Source organism: Xylophilus sp. GOD-11R (assembly GCF_033546935.1).
GTDB lineage: Bacteria > Pseudomonadota > Gammaproteobacteria > Burkholderiales > Burkholderiaceae_C > Xylophilus.
In genome coordinates, this window is record NZ_CP137854.1 from 3,060,038 (window position 1) to 3,076,945 (window position 16,908).

Below are 16,908 nucleotides of genomic sequence, written 5' to 3' on the forward strand. Positions count from 1 at the left end.
CGCAACTTCAACATCCACATCGCGAGACACACCATGAACGCTTCCGTTTTCCGCCGTACCGCCCTGGCCGCCATCGCGGCCGCCGCCGCCACCGCCTGTCTGCCCGCCGGGGCGCAGGACGCCTGGCCCAACCGCACGATCCGCATGATCGTGCCCTTCTCGGCCGGCGGCGCCAACGACCTGATGGCCCGCGCCGCGGCCGAAGGCGCCTCCAAGCGCCTGGGCCAGCCGATCGTCGTGGAGAACAAGCCCGGCGGCTCGACCAGCCTGGGCGCGGCCTACGTGGCCCAGCAGAAACCCGACGGCTACACCTTCCTCATCAGCGCGGCGGGCGTGGTGTCGAACAGCATGATCAAGAAGTCCCTGCCCTACAAGGACGCCGACCTCACGCCGGTGGCCATGGTCGGCCTGGCGCCCTCGGTGATCCTGGTGCCGGCCGACGCGCCCTACAACAACCTGAAGGAATTCATCGCCGCCTCGCAAAAGGGCGAAGGTTTTCACTGGGCCACCGCCGGCACCGGCAGCACGCCGCATTTCGTGTCCGGCATCCTGGAGACCAAGTACGGCGCCAAGCTCGACATCGTTCCCTACAAGAGCGGCTCGGAGTCCATCACCGCCGTGCTCGGCAAGCAGGTCGAGGCCACGTCCGAGGCCAGCATCGTCGCCCTGCCCTACGTCAAGAGCGGCAAGCTCAAAGCCCTGGCCGACACCTGGACCGCGCGCATCTCGGCCTACCCGCAGCTCTCCACCGCCGTCGAGCAGGGCTTCCCCGACATGCAGATCGCGCACTGGTGCGGCGTGCATGCGCCGGCCGGCACGCCCGAAGCCATCCTGGACAAGATGGCCGCCGCCATCGATGCGGCCATGAAAGACCCGGCCACGGCCGAGCACCTGAAGTCGGTCGGCATCGAGCCGATCGGCGGCAACCGCGCGTCCTTCGTGAAGTTCGTCAACGACGAGCGCGCGCGCCTGGGCGCGGTGGTCAAGGCCACCGGCATGAAGGACGAGTGAGCGGTCCCGGCGGCCCCTCGCGCGCCGGCGGGTCGCTCGACACCCGTCCGATGCGCTACCTGCTGGCCATCGCCGACGCCGGCAGCCTCACCCATGCGGCCGAGGCGCTGGGCGTGGCGCAGCCGGCGCTGAGCCAGGCGATCAACCGCCTGGAAGCCGACCTGGGCGTGCGGCTCTTCGACCGCTCCCGGCGCGGCGCGACGCTCACCGAAGCCGGCCGGGCCATCATCGACGACGTGCGGGCCAGCCTGGCGCTGGCCACCTCGGCCACCCAGCGGGCGCGCGCCATCGCCGGCGGCAAGGCGGGGCGGCTGCACATCGGCTTCGTCACGCATGCGGTCTACGACGTGCTGCCCTCGGCGCTGCGACTGCTGCGCACCGAATTCCCCGGCGTCGAGGTCGAGCTCAGCGAGATGGGCAATGCCGACCAGCTGACCGCGCTGGAACAGGGCGCGATCGACCTGGCCATGCTGCACACGCCGCTGCCCCTGCCCGGGCGCGTGCGGACCAAGCTGGTGCGGCGCGAAAAGCTGGTGGCCGTGCTGCCCGTCGGGCATCCGCTGGGCGCCGACGGCCGGGTCGGCCTGGCCGAGATCGCGGCGCTGGGCCTGGTGTGGTTCCCGGAACGGCAACTGCCCGCCATGCGCGCCGGCATCGTCGCCGCGCTGCAGCGCGCCGGGCTCGATCCGCACTTCGTGCAGGAGGCCAACCGCACGCTCACCGTGCTGTCGTGCGTGGCCGCCGGCCTGGGCGCTTCGCTGCTGCCGCAGTCGGCTGCCGTTCTGGCCCATCGAGGCGTACAGTTCGCCGACGTGCGCGACGGCGACGGCCTGCCCCATTTCGAACTGGGTGTACTCTGGATCGCAGCCAACCGTCCGACGCTGGCCGAGCAGCTCGCCGACCGGCTCTAAGCGCCCAGACGACGAAGAGGATGAGCACCATGAATGCGCCACCACCCGTACCTTCCGCCGGCAAGAAACGCTGGATTCCGTCACCCGTCGCCATTACCGGCGTGGTGCTGGTGGCCCTGGTGGTCGCCGGCCTCGTCAACCGCGAAGGCCCAACCAACGAACAGCAGCAGACCGAACGCGATGCCGTGTCGAACTGCTGGAACGACGCCCGCCGCAGCAACGGCTCGGCGATGGAACAGCGCAACAAGATCGCGGAGTGCGAGCAGATGGAGACCGCCTTCCGCAAGAAAGGCACCGCGGGCAACCCTTAGGGGTTAACCCTGGGATTTCAAAGCTCCATGACAATCGCGCGATTATTCCGATAGCAGAGGTTCGATTGACCCCCACCGCCCTCCCCGCGACCAAGCCGCCGTTCTACAAGTCGCTCTACCTGCAGGTCATCACCGCCGTCATCATCGGCGTGCTGCTCGGCCACTTCTATCCGCAGGTTGGCGAGTCCATGAAGCCGCTGGGCGACGGCTTCATCAAGCTGATCAAGATGATCATCGCGCCGATCATCTTCTGCACCGTCGTGGTCGGCATCGCCGGCATGGAGGACATGAAGAAGGTCGGCAAGACCGGCGGCCTGGCGCTGCTGTACTTCGAGGTGGTCAGCTCCATCGCGCTGGTGGTCGGCCTCGTGCTGGTCAATGTGCTCAAGCCCGGCGCTGGCATGAACGTCGACCCGTCCACCATCGACACCAAGTCCATCGCCGCCTACACCGGCCCGGGCAAGATGGAAGGCACGGTCGACTTCCTGCTGCACATCATTCCCAACACCATCGTCGACGCCTTTGCCAAGGGCGAGGTGCTTCAGGTGCTGCTGATCGCCGTGCTGTTCGGCTTCGCCCTGCACCGCTTCGGTGGCCGCGGCACGCTGGTGTTCGACGTGATCGAGAAGGGCTCGCACGTGCTCTTCGGGATCGTCAACATGATCATGAAGCTGGCGCCGGTCGGTGCCTTCGGCGCCATGGCCTTCACCATCGGCAAGTACGGCATCGCCTCGCTGTTCTCGCTCGGCAAGCTGATGGCGGTCTTCTATTGCACCTGCCTGCTGTTCATCTTCGTGGTGCTCGGCCTCATCGCCCGCTTCCACGGCTTCTCGGTGTGGAAGTTCATCAAGTACATCAAGGAAGAACTGCTCATCGTGCTGGGCACCTCGTCCTCCGAATCGGTGCTGCCGCGCATGATGGAAAAGATGGAGAACCTGGGCGCCCGCAAGACGGTCGTCGGCCTGGTCATTCCCACCGGCTATTCCTTCAACCTGGACGGCACCTCCATCTACCTGACGATGGCCGCCGTGTTCATCGCCCAGGCCACCAACACCGACATGACGCTGACGCAGGAGCTCACGCTGCTGGCCGTGCTGCTGCTCACCTCCAAGGGCGCCGCCGGCGTCACCGGCAGCGGCTTCATCGTGCTGGCCGCCACGCTCTCGGCCGTGGGCCACGTGCCGGTGGCGGGCCTGGCGCTCATCCTGGGCATCGATCGCTTCATGTCCGAAGCCCGCGCGCTGACCAACCTCATCGGCAACGGCGTCGCCACGCTGGTCGTGGCCAAGTGGACCGGCGAACTCGACGAGAAACGCCTGCACGCCGGGCTGAACAACGAGACCTGGGTCGAGGCACAGGAACCCGAGGCGCTGGAACAGGCCAAGGTGTCGCCGCCGCCGCGGCGCTGAGTCGCGCCTCGCTCCGTCGAAAAAAAACGGACCCCCGCGGGTCCGTTTTTCATTTGGGCGTGACGTCCGTCACATCCTCCGCCACCCGCCGGGGCGGCGCGGCTTCACGGGCCGGCGGCGCCTGCGCAGCGCCCCGGCCGAACTGCGCGGCACGGCGCCAGACCGCCATCGGGTCGGTGTGCAGCACCCAGGGCGCGACCGGCCGGCCGGTCAGGCGCGCCCAGGCGCGGCGCACCGCCCACAGGCAGAACAGCACGAATACGCCGCAGAGCACCACCAGTGCGAGGACCGCACCCACGGCCACCAGCACCAGCTTGATGACCATCAGCGCGAGTCGCTGAAGCAGGGTCGGCTCAGTCAACAGCGGTCTCCTCGGCGATTTCCCCGTCGCCGGCCTCCACGTTGCCGAAGCGGAACACGCCCGGCTCCAAAACCGGGTCGACCGACACCGGGATCTCGCTCTTCGGCGGGAACTTGCCCTGCAGCAGCAGCTTCGACAGCGGGTTCTCGATGCGCTGCTGGATCGCGCGCTTGAGCGGCCGGGCGCCGAACACCGGGTCGAAACCGACCTTGGCCAGCTCGGCCAGCGCCGCCTCGCTCACCTGCAGGTGCAGGTCCATCTTGGCCAGCCGCGCCTGCAGCACCTTCAGCTGGATCGCCGCGATCGACGCGATGTTGGCCGCATCCAGCCCATGGAAGACCACCGTCTCGTCGATACGGTTCAGGAACTCCGGGCGGAAGTGGTTCTTCAGCTCGTCCCACACGGCTTCCTTGATCTCGGCCTGGTCGCGCCCGGCCAGTGCCTGAATGATCGGCGAGCCGATGTTGCTGGTCATGACGATCACCGTGTTCTTGAAGTCCACGGTGCGGCCCTGGCCATCGGTCAGCCGGCCGTCGTCGAGCACCTGCAGCAGCACGTTGAACACGTCCGGATGCGCCTTCTCCACCTCGTCGAGCAGCACCACGCTGTAGGGCTTGCGCCGCACGGCCTCGGTGAGATAGCCGCCCTCGTCGTAGCCCACGTAGCCGGGCGGCGCGCCGATCAGCCGGGCCACCGAATGCTTCTCCATGAATTCGCTCATGTCGATGCGGATCAGGTGGTCTTCGCTGTCGAACAGAAAACCCGCCAGCGCCTTGCACAGCTCGGTCTTGCCGACGCCCGTAGGACCCAGGAACAGGAAGCTGCCGGTCGGCCGGTTGGGGTCGGACAGCCCCGAGCGCGAGCGCCGGATCGCATCGGCGACCGCACGCACGGCCTCGTCCTGGCCCACCACGCGCTGGTGCAGCTTGTCTTCCATCTGCAGCAGCTTTTCGCGCTCGCCCTGCAGCATCTTGCTGACCGGAATGCCGGTCGCGCGCGACACCACCTCGGCGATCTCCTCGGCGCCGACCTGGGTGCGCAGCAGCGTCGGCTTGGCCGAATTGCTCTTGCCCAGCTCGGCCTCTTCGGCTTCCTTCAGCTTCTTCTCCAGCTGCGGCAGCTTGCCGTACTGCAGCTCGGCGACCTTGTTGAAGTCGCCCTTTCGGGTGAACTCGGCGAGCTGGAAGCGGATCTTGTCGATCTCTTCCATGACCTGCTTGGAGCCCTGGGCCTGCGCCTTTTCCGAGCGCCAGATCTCCTCGTAGTCGGCGATCTGCTTCTGCAGCTCGACGATCTGCTCCTCGATCAGGCCGAAGCGTTTTTGCGACGACTCGTCGGTTTCCTTGCGCACGGCCTCACGCTCGATCTTGAGCTGGATCAGCCGGCGGTCGAGGCGGTCCATCACCTCCGGCTTGGAGTCCATCTCGATCTTGATCTTGGCGGCGGCCTCGTCGATCAGGTCGATCGCCTTGTCGGGCAGGAAGCGGTCGGTGATGTAGCGGTGGCTCAGTTCGGCCGCGGCGACGATGGCCGGGTCGGTAATCTGCACGCCGTGGTGGGCTTCGTACTTTTCCTGCAGGCCGCGCAGGATGGCGATGGTGGCTTCCACGGTCGGCTCGCCCACCATGATCTTCTGGAAGCGGCGCTCCAGCGCGGCGTCCTTCTCGACGTACTTGCGGTATTCGTCGAGCGTGGTGGCGCCCACGCAGTGCAGCTCTCCGCGCGCCAGGGCGGGCTTGAGCATGTTGCCGGCGTCCATCGCGCCTTCGCCCTTTCCGGCGCCGACCATGGTGTGCAGCTCGTCGATGAAGACGATGGTCTGACCCTCGTCCTTGGCCAGTTCGTTGAGCACGCTTTTCAGCCGTTCCTCGAACTCGCCCCGGTATTTGGCGCCGGCCAGCAGCGCGGCCATGTCGAGCGACAGCACACGCTTGCCCTTGAGCGATTCGGGCACTTCGCCGGCCACGATGCGTTGCGCCAGGCCTTCGACGATGGCCGTCTTGCCCACGCCGGGCTCGCCAATGAGCACCGGATTGTTCTTGCTGCGCCGCTGCAGCACCTGGATCGCGCGGCGGATTTCCTCGTCGCGGCCGATCACCGGGTCGAGCTTGCCGATACGGGCACGCTCGGTGAGGTCGAGCGTGTACTTCTTCAACGAGCCGCGCTGGCTCTCGGCATCGGCGCTGTCCATCTTCTGGCCGCCGCGCACCGCCTCGATGGCGGCTTCGAGCGACTTGCGGGTCAGGCCGTTCTTGCGCACGGCTTCGCCGAGCTCGGTCTTGGCGTCGGTGAGCGCGAGCAGCAGCAGCTCGCCGGAAATGAACTGATCGCCGCGCTTGAGCGCTTCCTTCTCGGTGGCCTGCAGCAGGCTGGCGAGATCACGGCCGACGGTGACGTCCTGGCCCTGCACCGTCGGCAGTTTCTGGATGGCGGCGTTGGCCGCCTGGGTGAGACCGGGCACGTTGGCGCCGGCGCGCTCGAGCAGCGCGCGGGGCCCGTCGTCCTGGCCAACGAGCGCGGCCAGCACGTGGGCCGGCTCGATGTAGCCGTGATCGTTCGCCAACGCCAGACTCTGGGCGTCGGAGAGCGCTTCCTGAAATTTGGTGGTGAGTTTGTCGGTTCGCATGGCAGATATTTCTCCTGCGCTCCAACTGGCGTCCGGGCCCCCGTTTTCAAGAGGCCACGACACCGCAGCGGGATTGAGGCGGCCCGGCCGGCCCGCTCACGCGCGGGGCGGCCGGGCGCCGCGACCATCAGGTGCCGAAGGACTCGCGCAGGCGTTCGCCGGCGTAGGTCTGGGCCTGGCGGGCCTTGTCCAGCACCGCGGCGGCGCCGAAGAACTCGTGCGCCACGCCCTCGTATTCGCGTCGCTCCACTTCCACGCCCGCATCCTCCAGCGCGTCGAGCAGCTTGGCGCCGTCGCTGCGCAGCGGGTCGAGCCGCGCATTGATGATGGTGACCGGCGGCAAGCCCTTCAGGTTGGCGTCGATCAGCTGCAGGCGGGTGTCCTTCAGGTCGTCGGCCGAGTGCACCAGGTGGTCGACGAACCACTTCACCATCGCGCGGTTGAGCGGTTTGGCGATGGCGTTTTCGATGTAGGACTCGGTGTTCAGGCTGGTCTGTGCGACCGGGTAGACCGACAGCACGTGGGCGGGGGTCTGCAAGCCGGCGTCCCGGGCGGCGATGGCCGTGGCAACCGCCAGGTTGCCGCCGGCGCTTTCACCGGCGAGTGCCACGCGGGCCGGGTCGCCGTCGATGCTGGCCGCGTTCGTCAGCGCCCAGCGGTAGGCGGCCAGCGCATCGTCCCAGGCGGCGGGGAACTTGTGTTCCGGCGCCTGCCGATAGTCGACCGACACCACCACCGCGCCGGCCTGAGCCGCGAGGCCGCGCGCGCCGGCGTCATACACGTTCTTGTCGGCGATTACCCAGCCGCCGCCGTGGAAGTACACGATGACCGGAAACGGCCCGGCGCCGGTCGGCGTGAAGATGCGCGCCGGCAAACTGCCCACCGCGCCATCGATGGTGGTATCGCGGGCCGTGACGCCCGGCACGAGCTGTTCGGGATCGGTCGGTCGGCCCTGCTCTTGCAACAGGGCCTTCACCGCATCGGCGGCGGTGGGCTGGATGCGGGCTTCGGCGAAATGCAGCTTTTCGATCGCCTTGGGGTGCAGCGCTTCGTGGGCCTTGGCCAGCGCGATCTGGTCGTCGTCGGCGCGGATGGCCGCGACCACATTCGATACGGCGTTGATCACCGGATTGGGTTCACCGTGGTGGCGTTGGTCGCGGCCGAAGTCGTCTTCACTCATGGTTTCTCCTTGGATGTGTTGCAGGCAGCCCGTGAACGGGGCCGGCGAGCACTTCACCTTCGGGGAGAGACCCGGCCGGCCTTGTCGGACGGCAACCCATGGCCCGGTGCGACCAGAGGCGCCACGGGTGCCCGCGCAGCCAGCGTGGCGCAGTCAGTAGCGGCTGCCGTGATGGCGCTCGCCGTTGCCCCTCTTCCAGGTGCTTTCCAGCCAGGGGGTGTCCGCCGTGGCGCGGTTCTTCCTCAGGCGGGCGGCAGCTTCCTTCACCAGCAACATCAGGCTGCTGCTGGAGTGGCGCAGCAGCGCCGAATCGTCGACGTGCGTCGGGGCTGGCGGAGGCGTCGTCGGGTGCTTCTTCATGGAGGGCTCGGTATCGATCTGCGGATGCGGACCGGATTCGTGCCGAATCCGGGCTGGTAGCCCGGTGTACGCACCGAGTTGGCGCGTGGATTCAAGCCCAGGTGGAAACCCGTGCGGATTCAGGCCTTCTCCACTGGCACCGCGGGACGCAGGTTGCGATACAGCGCGTCGTAGGCCCGGGCGCTGTCCTGCCAGCCGAAGCTGCTGCGCATGCCGTTGTGCTGCAGCGCCTGCCAGACCACCCTTTCGGCGAAGGCCGAGCGCAGGCGCTCCAGCCCCATCAGCAGCGCGGCCGTCGTGGCCTGCGGCATCACCACGCCGGTGGCGCTGTCGATGCCGGCCGACAGGTCGATGACCGAATCGGCGAGCCCACCGGTGGCGTGAACCAGCGGCACGGTTCCGTAGAGCTGGCTGTACATCTGGTTCAAGCCGCAGGGCTCGAAACGCGAGGGCATCAAAAACGCATCCGCACCGGCCTCGATGCGGTGCGCCTGGCTCTCCGAGAAGCCGATGTTGATGCTCACCTGTTGCGGGTGCGCCGCCGCCGCCGCGGTCAGCGCCTGCTGAAGAATCCGGTCGCCCTCCCCCAGCACCACGAGCTGCGCGCCCTGGTCGACGATCCAGGGCAGCGCCTCCACCACCAGGTCGATGCCCTTCTGCGGTGTGAGCCGGCCCACCAGCGACAGCAGCAGCACGTCCGCGCGCTCGGTCAGGCCGAATTCGCGCTGCAGCGCCGCCTTGCACACCGCCTTGCCACCCATGCTGGCGGCGCTGTAGTTCTGCGGCAGCAGGGTGTCGGTGGCCGGGTTCCAGATGGCCGTGTCGACACCGTTGAGGATGCCGTGCAGATGGCTGGCGCGGGCCTGCAGCACGCCGTGCAGGCCCATGCCCAGCGCCTCGGTGCTGATCTCGCGGGCATAGGTCGGGCTCACCGTGGTGATCGCGTCGCAGAACGAGAGTCCCGCCTTGAGCATGGAAAGCTGGCCCCAGTACTCCACACCCTCGATGTCGCGAAACTGCGCCGGCACCCGCAGCATGTCGGCATCGGCCATGGGAAACACGCCCTGGAAGGCCAGGTTGTGGACCGTCATCACGCTGGCCGCCACCGGCTGCCCGGTACGTTGCCCCGCCAGCCACAGGTAGAACGGCGCCAGGCCGACGGTCCAGTCGTGGCAATGCAGGATGTCCGGCTGCCATGCCATCCACGGCGATTGCGGTCCGGCCAACCGCGCCGCCACCCAGGCCAGGAAGCCGAAGCGCCGCGCGTTGTGCGGATGGTCCTGCCCGCCACCGTCGATGTAGGGGCCGCCGCCATGACCGTAGAGCTCCGGGCATTCGAGCAACAGCAGCGTGACGCCGCCCGGCTGCTGCGCGGCCGTGATGCGCGCTGCCGGCCAGCCGTCCGCGGCCGGCAGATCGACCACGGCGCGGCGGTCGATCAGTGTGGCGAAACGATCGTAGGCGGGGATGAGGACATGCACGTCGTGGCCCAGAGCCGACAGCGCCGCAGGAAGTGCGCCGCTGACGTCTCCGAGGCCGCCGGTCTTGATCCAGGGTGCGAATTCAGGGGTAGCGAAAAGAATCTTCATCGGCAGAGTAAGAGACCGCAACGAACGTGAGCAACCATCATGCCCGTTGGGGCCGCTTTTTCGGCGTCGGCGTGGAATTCACCGGGGCGTGAGCCAGTCGGCTGGCACCAGCACCGCTACCGGCAGCATCTGCAGTGCCTGGCCCACATGCAGCGCCGGACCGCCCGGGGTGGCCGGTGCGAGTTCGGCGGGCGCACCGGTGAACCAGTCGACCCAGGTGGTGCCGGTCTCGCCGGCGGGCATGGGCAAACGCGTGTCTTGCCACAAGCGCGCCATACCCTCGCAGTCGGGCGGCAATTGTTCCGTGACGCCACGCAGCAGTCGGGCCGCGACCGTCACCACCGTCTGTTCGCCCTCCCCCCGTGCAAAGGCCACCAGCCGCGAGCCGTGTGCGCCCTCGCCTTCGAGCGGCCGATAGCCACCGCTGCGGAATACCTCGGGATGCGCCTTGCGCAGCTGCAACAGCCGCCAGGTGACCAGGTGCTTGATGCGGCCGTCGGTCCAGTTCTGCCGCAGCTCCTGCCATTGCGCGGCGGTCGGGAAGCCGTCGGCATAGAGCGCCGCGAGCTGGCCGAGCGTGTCCTTGAGCCGGTCGAAGTCCATCGGCCGGCGGTTGTCCGGATCGACCAGGCTGAAGTTCCACTGCTCGCAGCCGTAGTAGATGTCGGGCACGCCCGGCGAGGTGAGCTTGAGCGCCACCAGCGACAGGCTGTTGATGCAGCCGTAAGGCGCCACGTGGTCGACGAAACCCTCGATGTCGTCGAGCAGCCCGCCGCTCTGCGCGCGGTCGAAGATGCCGTCGACATAGCCGGCCAGCGCCTTCTCGTAGGCCTCGTTCGGGTTGAGCCAACTGGTGTGCTGCTTGGCTTCGCGCACCGCCTTGAGCATGTAGGCCTGCACCCGCTTGACCAGGTCTTCGGTGTTCTCCGGCTTCAGGCCGCCGAGCGGCCAGGCGCCGACCAGCGTCTGCCACAGCAGGTATTCGTCGTTGCGGCTGGGCGCCGGTGCGCCGTCGACCACCGCGTGCAGCGAATCGGCCTGCGCCGACCACCGCTCGATGACCGCGCCCCAGGCGTCCGGCATTTCGGACAGCACGTCGAGCCGGGTGCGCAGATCTTCCGAGCGCTTGCTGTCGTGCGTGGAGGTGCCCAGCAGCCAGTGTGGTCGGTGGGCGGAGTCGTCGCCGTTGACCGCGTGGAAGTGCGCCGGCGAGGTGCCGAAGCGGCGCGGGTCGCCACCCACGTCGTTGAGCGAGACCAGGCGGTTGTAGCGGTAGAAGGCCGTGTCTTCCATGGCCTTGGCGGTGACCGGCGCGGTGAACTGCTGCCAGCGGCCGACGAAACGCATCACCGCCGCGCGGCGCGCGGGGTCCTCGATTTCGCAGGCGGTCAGCAGCACGCCGCGCAGGTGGTCGATGACCGTGAGTTCCTCGCCCTCGCTGCGGCGGCGCGCCGAGGCGGTGGCCCGCTCGATCACCGCGCGGTCGGCGTGGGAGATGCCGTCGTCCTGCGAGCGGATGTAGGTGCGGTAAACCGGGTGGCAGGCGGCCACCACCATCAGCGCGCGGCGCAGGCGGTTGCGGGTGAAGTCGCAGGTGCGGCGGTCGCTGCGGGTGATGCGGTAGAGGGTTTCGGTGAGCCAGCCGAGCTCGCTGGAGAGACCGTTTTCGATCACGTGGATCTTGGCGTCGAAGAGGATGTCGCCGAAGCGTTCGTATTCGCCGGTGAAGTCGCGGTAGAGGCTGTCGAAGGCGGCCTCGTTGCGGCCGTCGACGAACAGGCCGTTGACCAGGCCCGAGAAGCGGTAACCGGTGCCGCCATGCACCGGCCATTCGGCGGGCAGGTCTTCGTCGATGTCGAGGATCTTCTCCACCACCAGGTAGAGCGAGCGCCGCTGGCGGCCCGCCGTGTCGGCCTGCGCGGCGTAGCGGCCCTGCAGCCGCTCGAAGTAGTCGCGCGGGTCGACCAGGCCGTCCGGGTGGTCGATGCGCAGCGCCGAGACGCGGTCGCTGCGCAGCCAGCGCAGGATGCGGCGGTGGGTGGCCTCGAAGACCTCGTCGCGTTCCATGCGCATGCCGGCGAGCGTGTTCACGTCGAAGAAGCGGCGGTAGTTGATGTCGTCGCCGGCCACGCGCCAATAGGCCAGGCGGTAGGCCTGGCGGCGCACCAGGGCGTCGAGCGCGTCGAAGCTTTCGGGCACTTCGGGGTTGCCGTTGATGGTCTTGAGGCAACCCTGGATCCAGCCGTCGAGCCAGGGCTGGCGCTGGGCCAGGCGCGCCAGCGAGCGCTTGTGCAGCGGCCGGTCGCGCTCGCGGGCCTCGCGGCCGGGGTCGCTCAGGTCGTCGCGCGGCGGCAGGTTGCCAAAGGCGTGCAGCAGCGACTGCACCACGGCCTGCGCGTCGCGCTGCTCCTCGTTCTGCGGCGCGGGAATGGGCAGCACCGCGAAGATGGCCGGGTAGTCGCGCGGGTCGATCGGAAAGCGGTGGTCGTAGTAGTGCAGCCAGAACTCGCCGGCCGCCGGCTCGAAGGTGAGCTTGAGGTCGCCGGCTTCCAGCACCCGGCCGTAGTGGTCGCCGAGCACCGGCAGCAGCACGCGGCCGGCCATCTCGGGTGCGGCGGGCTCCCATTCGATATCGAAGAAGCTGGCGTGCACCGCCGCCGGGCCGTTCTCGAGCACGTCGAGCCACCAGGCGTTGTCGGCCTCCAGCACGCCCATGTGGTTGGGCACGATGTCGAGCATCTGCCGCATGCCGTGCTCGCGCAGGGTCTGGCACATGCGGTCGAACTGGGCCTCGTCGCCCACTTCCGGGTTCAGCGCGTTGTGGTCGACGATGTCGTAGCCGTGGGTGCTGCCCGCACGCGCCTTGAGGTAGGGCGAGGCGTAGAGGTGGCTGATGCCCATGGCGTGCAGATAGGGCACGACGGCGGTCGCCTGGTCGAAAGTGAAGCCGGCGTGAAACTGCACCCGGTAGGTCGACAGTGGCACGTTGGCCGTATCCAGCGAGGGCAGCTCGTTCTGGCCGACCAGCGCGCGCGGCGCCGGCCCGGTGCGGCGGGCGCGCAGGACGGCGGCCACCGACAGCATGCGCGGGTCGGCCGCGAGGTCGTCGACCTCCACCGACAGCTTGCGGCGCCAGTTGGGGAACACGTCCTCGCCCGTTCCCGGCACGTTGACCTGCAGCAACTGCTGGGTGACGTCTTCGAGCTGCACGCCCACCAGCAGCGCCGGGCTGCGCGCCAGGAAGGCGTAGACCGCGTCGGTGAAGGCCGGCGTGCTTTCGGGCAACGAGGTGGTGTGCACCGTCACGCCCGGCGGCAGCAGGTTCTCGCGGTCGAGCGCCAGCAGCAGCTGCACCCGGTCGCCGGAGCGCGCCAGCACCTGCTGGGCGTGGGCCTCGGCGCTGGGATAGAGCTTGAGGCTGGCCTGCAGCTCGATGTCGTCGCCGCTCCAGAAGCCGCGGAGCGTCGGCAGATCGTGGGTGCTGACCACCGCCAGCGCCTCCTGCGGCCACTCCTGCGGCGGGCGGAAGGCGCCGTCGCCGGCGCGCTCGAAGAACAGCGGCCGATACGACAGCAAGGCGCGCTCGTGCATCGCCTCGCGCATGCGCGGCGCCACGTTGCCCAGGTCTTCGCCCACCACCATGCAGCGGTGGCGGTGGCTTTCCAGCGCCAGCACGCCGAGCATGTCGTCGAGCGGGTACGAAACGTAGGAGCCGCCTTCCGGCGAGATCCAGAACAGGCGCATCAGGCCCATCACGTGGTCGAGCCGAAGCGCGCCGGCGTTGCGCATGTTGGCGCGCAGGGTCTCGATGAAGGTCTGGTAGCGGCCGGCCATGAGGCGGGTCGGGTTGAGCGGCGGCAGGCCCCAGTTCTGGCCGAGGGCATTGAGCGCGTCCGGCGGCGCGCCCACATGCATGCCGAGCGCGTACGAGGCGGGTTCGGTCCAGGTTTCGGAGCCGCCCTCGTTCACGCCTACGGCCAGATCGCGATACAGGCCCAGCCCCATGCCGATGGACAAGGCGCGTTGCTGCACGCCCTGCAGCTGCAGCTCGGCCAGCCACTGGAGCCAGGCGAAGAAGCCGACGCGCTCCTCGTTTTCGCGGGCGAAGGCGGCGACCGTTTCGGCATGGGGATCGCGGTATTCGTCCGGCCAGGCCGGCCAGCCCCAGGTGGTGGGGTCGAGCGCGAAGAAGTGCGCCTGCAGCGCTTCGAACAGCGCATGGCTGCGCAGTCCTTCTCCGCGTGCGGACAGGAACGCGTGGAAGGCCTCGCCGCGCGGACTGGTCGTGTCGCCGAGATGCTGCTGGCGGAAGTGCGTCCACAGCAGCTCGAGCACGCCGAGCTTGTTGGCCGCGACCTGGGCGTAGTCGACCATTTCGGTGGCGCGCAGCTGCTGCAGCCGGCGCTGGAATTCCTCGCTATCGACCAGGCGCCGGGCGGCGTCGCACTCCTGGTATTCGGGCACCGCCTCCACGTCGAGGTAGACCGGGTTGAGCATGTTGCGGCTCGACGGGCTGTAGGGACTCGCCACCTCCGGCCGGTGTGGAAAGAGCGCGTGCAGCGGGTTGAGCCCGACGAACGAAGCGCCCTGCTGCGCCATGGCTTCCACCAGCACCCGCAGGTCGCTGAAATCGCCGATGCCCCAGTTGCGCACCGAACGCAGCGCATAGAGCTGCACGCACGGCCCCCACCAGCGCTCGCCGGTCTGCAGCGGTGGCGGGATCCAGCAGCGGATCGGGGTGACGATGACCGTGCAATAGCCGTCGTCGGCAGACGGCCCTTCGAGCCGGTGGTAGCCCAGCGGCAGGCCTTCGGGCAGCACGGCGTAGGGCTTGCCGTTGCCCCCGGTGTGGCTGTGGAGCTCCTGCACCGTGCCGCTTTCGAGCGTGAGCCGCCAGGCGCTGCCGTCGGGTGTGCCGGGTGACAGCACTACGCCGTAGGGTGCCGCGCCCTCGCGCAGCACCACCACCGGGGGAAGGGACTGCTGCTCGGCCGCGCCCTGGTGCGATTCGAGCGAGCTACGCACCTGCTCGTCATCGGCCGCCGGGATGCCCATGGCGTGCAGCGCGCTGCGCAGGGTGGCGTCGGGTACGTCGCGCGTGGCGCCGAAGAAGTCCTGGTAACTCGGCGCCAGCCCGACCTGCGACGACAGCGCGTGCAGCGCCTGCCGGTCGTCGGTGCTGCCGAGAGGGGGCTGGGAATCGGCAGGATTGGTGGAGTCGCTCACGGCGGGGTCTTTCGGATGGGTTCTTGTTCGGTGGGCGGAGAGCGCGTCAACCGTGCTCGCGGCCGAAAGTCCAACGGGCCGACCATGGCTGCCAGCTGTCGTCGTCAATGCGGCCGACCGTGAAGATCGTCTGCGGCTCGGCCAGCGGCTTCCAGGGCAGTCTGGAAGTGTCGGGCGCGTCCAGCGAGGTGTCGGCCAAACGGGCCACCAGTTCGATCGTCTCGGCGTTCTCGTAGCGCCAGCGCAGCACGAAGCTTCGGTCGTCGATCATGTGGGCCACATGCGCGCCGTCGATCAGGCGCGAGAGGCGTGGCGCGAACCACTGGCGCCGCGCCGCGAGGGCCTGCTTCATGAAGCCGCGCCATGCGGCAGATGGCTCGGACGCAGCCGCTGCCCAGTCCAGGCCGCTGGCGTCGAAGGTGGAGGCGTCGCAGGGCGGCGGCGGCTCGCCGGTGCTGCCGTCGGCCCGCTTGGCGAAGTGGCCGAAGTCGCGCAGACGGCCTTCGATGACCGCCTCGCGCAGGTCGCCTTCCCAGTCGGCGAAGTACAGGAAGGGCGTGGCGGCGGCGAATTCCTCGCCCGCGAAGAGCATGGGCGTGGAGGGCGACAGCAGCGTCATCGCGGTGGCCAATGGCACCGAGTCGCGCGGCACCAGCTGATTGAAGCGCTCGCCGAAAGCGCGGTTGCCGCTCTGGTCGTGGTTGTTGAGAAAGTTCACCATGGCGCCCAGCGGCTGGGCGGACGCAGGCTTGAGTTCGAGCCGCGCGCCCTCGGGGCTGCGCTTGGCGCCTTCCCACAGAAAGCCGTGAGTGAGCGAGCGCGCCAGCAGCGCGACGGGTTCCTTGCCGAAGTCCTGGTAGTAGCCGGCCGTGTCGCCGGAAAGCGCGACATACATCACGTGGTGGTAGTCGTCGTTCCACTGCGCGTCGTAGCGGCCGTCGGCGGGCAGGCGCTGCCAGCCGTTGTTCTCGTTCTCCAGCACCAGGTGCACCTCGCGGTCCTGGATCGCGTCGTGTACCGCCGAGGCGAGTTCGTCGATCACGTCGAGCGCACTGTCGTCCACGATGGCGTGGATCGCGTCCAGGCGAAGGCCATCGAAGCGGTATTCCTGCAGCCAGTAGAGGGCGTTCTGCACGAAGAAGGCGCGCACCGTCTCGCTGCCCTCGCGGTCGAAGTTGATCGAGTTGCCCCAGGGGTTGGTGTGGACCTTGGAGAAGAACTGCGGCGCGTACAGGCCGAGGTAGTTGCCGTCCGGGCCGAAGTGGTTGTAGACCACGTCGAGGAACACCATCAGGCCCTTGCGGTGGGCGGTCTGGATGAAGTGCTTCAGGTCGTCGGGCGAGCCGTAGGCGGCGTGGGGGGCGTAGGGCAGCACGCCGTCGTAGCCCCAGCCGAAGCGGCCTGGGAAGTCCGACAGGGGCATCAGCTCCACGGCGGTGATGCCGGTCTCTACCAGTTCGTCGAGCTTGGCTTCGGCGGCGGCGTAGGTGCCTTCGTTGGTGAAGGTGCCGACGTGGAGTTCGTAGAGGACGACCTCGGACCAGGGGCGGCCGTGCCAGCCGGTGTCCCAGGCGAAGGTGGTGGGGTCGACCACCTGGCTGGGGCCGTGGGGGCCTTCGGGGTTGAAGCGCGAAGCGGGGTCGGGAACGGTGGTTTCACCGTTGATCTTCCACTGGTAGCGGGTGCCGGGTTTTGCGGATTCGAGCGTTAGCTCATGCCAGCCCTTGGGCTGTTTTTCCGTGGAGTGAAGGTGGCGTTCTGCCGCGCCCGACTCCATCCATTCCACCAGTTCCACCTGGGTAGCCTCTGGGGCCCAAAGGCGGAATTTGACGCCGCCTTCGGGGAGGAGGGTTGCGCCGAAGGGCATGGGCCAGGCGTGACTGGCGTGGACCTGGGGGTCTGTGGTCATGGTTTGTTTTTCCCT

Annotated in this window: 11 protein-coding genes; 4 read left to right on the forward strand and 7 right to left on the reverse strand. The window is 68.5% G+C overall.

The genetic code is table 11. The annotated features are described in order from the left end of the window. Positions 1 to 33: 33 nt before the first annotated feature. From R9X41_RS14290 to R9X41_RS14305, 4 genes are all read left to right on the forward strand, one after another. Entirely contained in the window at positions 34 to 1,011 is a 978-nt protein-coding gene (locus R9X41_RS14290) for a tripartite tricarboxylate transporter substrate binding protein (RefSeq protein WP_318631111.1), read from the forward strand. Beyond that, entirely contained in the window at positions 1,008 to 1,922 is a 915-nt protein-coding gene (locus tag R9X41_RS14295; RefSeq protein ID WP_318631112.1) for a LysR family transcriptional regulator, read from the forward strand. Before R9X41_RS14290 ends, R9X41_RS14295 begins: the two co-directional genes overlap by 4 nt. Positions 1,923 to 1,951: 29 nt before the next feature. After that, entirely contained in the window at positions 1,952 to 2,233 is a 282-nt protein-coding gene (locus R9X41_RS14300; protein WP_318631113.1) for a hypothetical protein, read from the forward strand. 65 nt (positions 2,234 to 2,298) lie between these two features. Beyond that, a complete protein-coding gene (locus R9X41_RS14305) occupies positions 2,299 to 3,642 on the forward strand; it encodes a dicarboxylate/amino acid:cation symporter (protein WP_412556611.1) in 1,344 nt (447 codons plus the stop codon). Positions 3,643 to 3,691: 49 nt separating this feature from the next. On the opposite strand, the gene R9X41_RS14310 is transcribed toward R9X41_RS14305, so the two are convergent. The 7 genes from R9X41_RS14310 to treZ form a co-directional block, all read right to left on the reverse strand. Continuing rightward, on the reverse strand, positions 3,692 to 4,003 hold the full coding sequence (locus R9X41_RS14310) for a hypothetical protein (RefSeq protein WP_318631114.1): 312 nt from the start codon (positions 4,001 to 4,003) through the stop codon (positions 3,692 to 3,694). Further along, positions 3,996 to 6,629, reverse strand: coding sequence for an ATP-dependent chaperone ClpB (clpB, locus tag R9X41_RS14315; RefSeq protein WP_318631115.1), 2,634 nt, complete (start codon positions 6,627 to 6,629; stop codon positions 3,996 to 3,998). Before clpB ends, R9X41_RS14310 begins: the two co-directional genes overlap by 8 nt. Before the next feature lie 127 nt (positions 6,630 to 6,756). After that, positions 6,757 to 7,809: an alpha/beta hydrolase gene (locus R9X41_RS14320; RefSeq protein ID WP_318631116.1), complete on the reverse strand. Its 1,053-nt coding sequence runs from the start codon at positions 7,807 to 7,809 to the stop codon at positions 6,757 to 6,759. A gap of 153 nt (positions 7,810 to 7,962) precedes the next feature. Beyond that, positions 7,963 to 8,169 (reverse strand): hypothetical protein, encoded by a 207-nt coding sequence (locus R9X41_RS14325; protein ID WP_318631117.1) that lies wholly within the window; start codon positions 8,167 to 8,169, stop codon positions 7,963 to 7,965. A 119-nt stretch (positions 8,170 to 8,288) separates the two neighbouring features. Then, entirely contained in the window at positions 8,289 to 9,758 is a 1,470-nt protein-coding gene (gene glgA, locus R9X41_RS14330) for a glycogen synthase GlgA (protein ID WP_318631118.1), read from the reverse strand. Between the two features lie 78 nt (positions 9,759 to 9,836). Continuing rightward, positions 9,837 to 14,984, reverse strand: coding sequence for a malto-oligosyltrehalose synthase (locus R9X41_RS14335; RefSeq protein WP_318631119.1), 5,148 nt, complete (start codon positions 14,982 to 14,984; stop codon positions 9,837 to 9,839). Between the two features lie 46 nt (positions 14,985 to 15,030). Continuing rightward, a complete protein-coding gene (gene treZ / locus R9X41_RS14340; RefSeq protein ID WP_318631120.1) occupies positions 15,031 to 16,893 on the reverse strand; it encodes a malto-oligosyltrehalose trehalohydrolase in 1,863 nt (620 codons plus the stop codon). Positions 16,894 to 16,908 lie beyond the last annotated feature (15 nt).

Coding starts and splice junctions, on each gene's coding strand:
- R9X41_RS14290 (WP_318631111.1), top strand. CDS start 34: ATGAACGCTTCCGTTTTCCGCCGTACCGCCCTGGCCGCCATCGCGGCC.
- R9X41_RS14300 (WP_318631113.1), top strand. CDS start 1,952: ATGAATGCGCCACCACCCGTACCTTCCGCCGGCAAGAAACGCTGGATT.
- clpB (WP_318631115.1), bottom strand. CDS start 6,629: ATGCGAACCGACAAACTCACCACCAAATTTCAGGAAGCGCTCTCCGAC.
- R9X41_RS14320 (WP_318631116.1), bottom strand. CDS start 7,809: ATGAGTGAAGACGACTTCGGCCGCGACCAACGCCACCACGGTGAACCC.
- R9X41_RS14325 (WP_318631117.1), bottom strand. CDS start 8,169: ATGAAGAAGCACCCGACGACGCCTCCGCCAGCCCCGACGCACGTCGAC.
- glgA (WP_318631118.1), bottom strand. CDS start 9,758: ATGAAGATTCTTTTCGCTACCCCTGAATTCGCACCCTGGATCAAGACC.
- treZ (WP_318631120.1), bottom strand. CDS start 16,893: ATGACCACAGACCCCCAGGTCCACGCCAGTCACGCCTGGCCCATGCCC.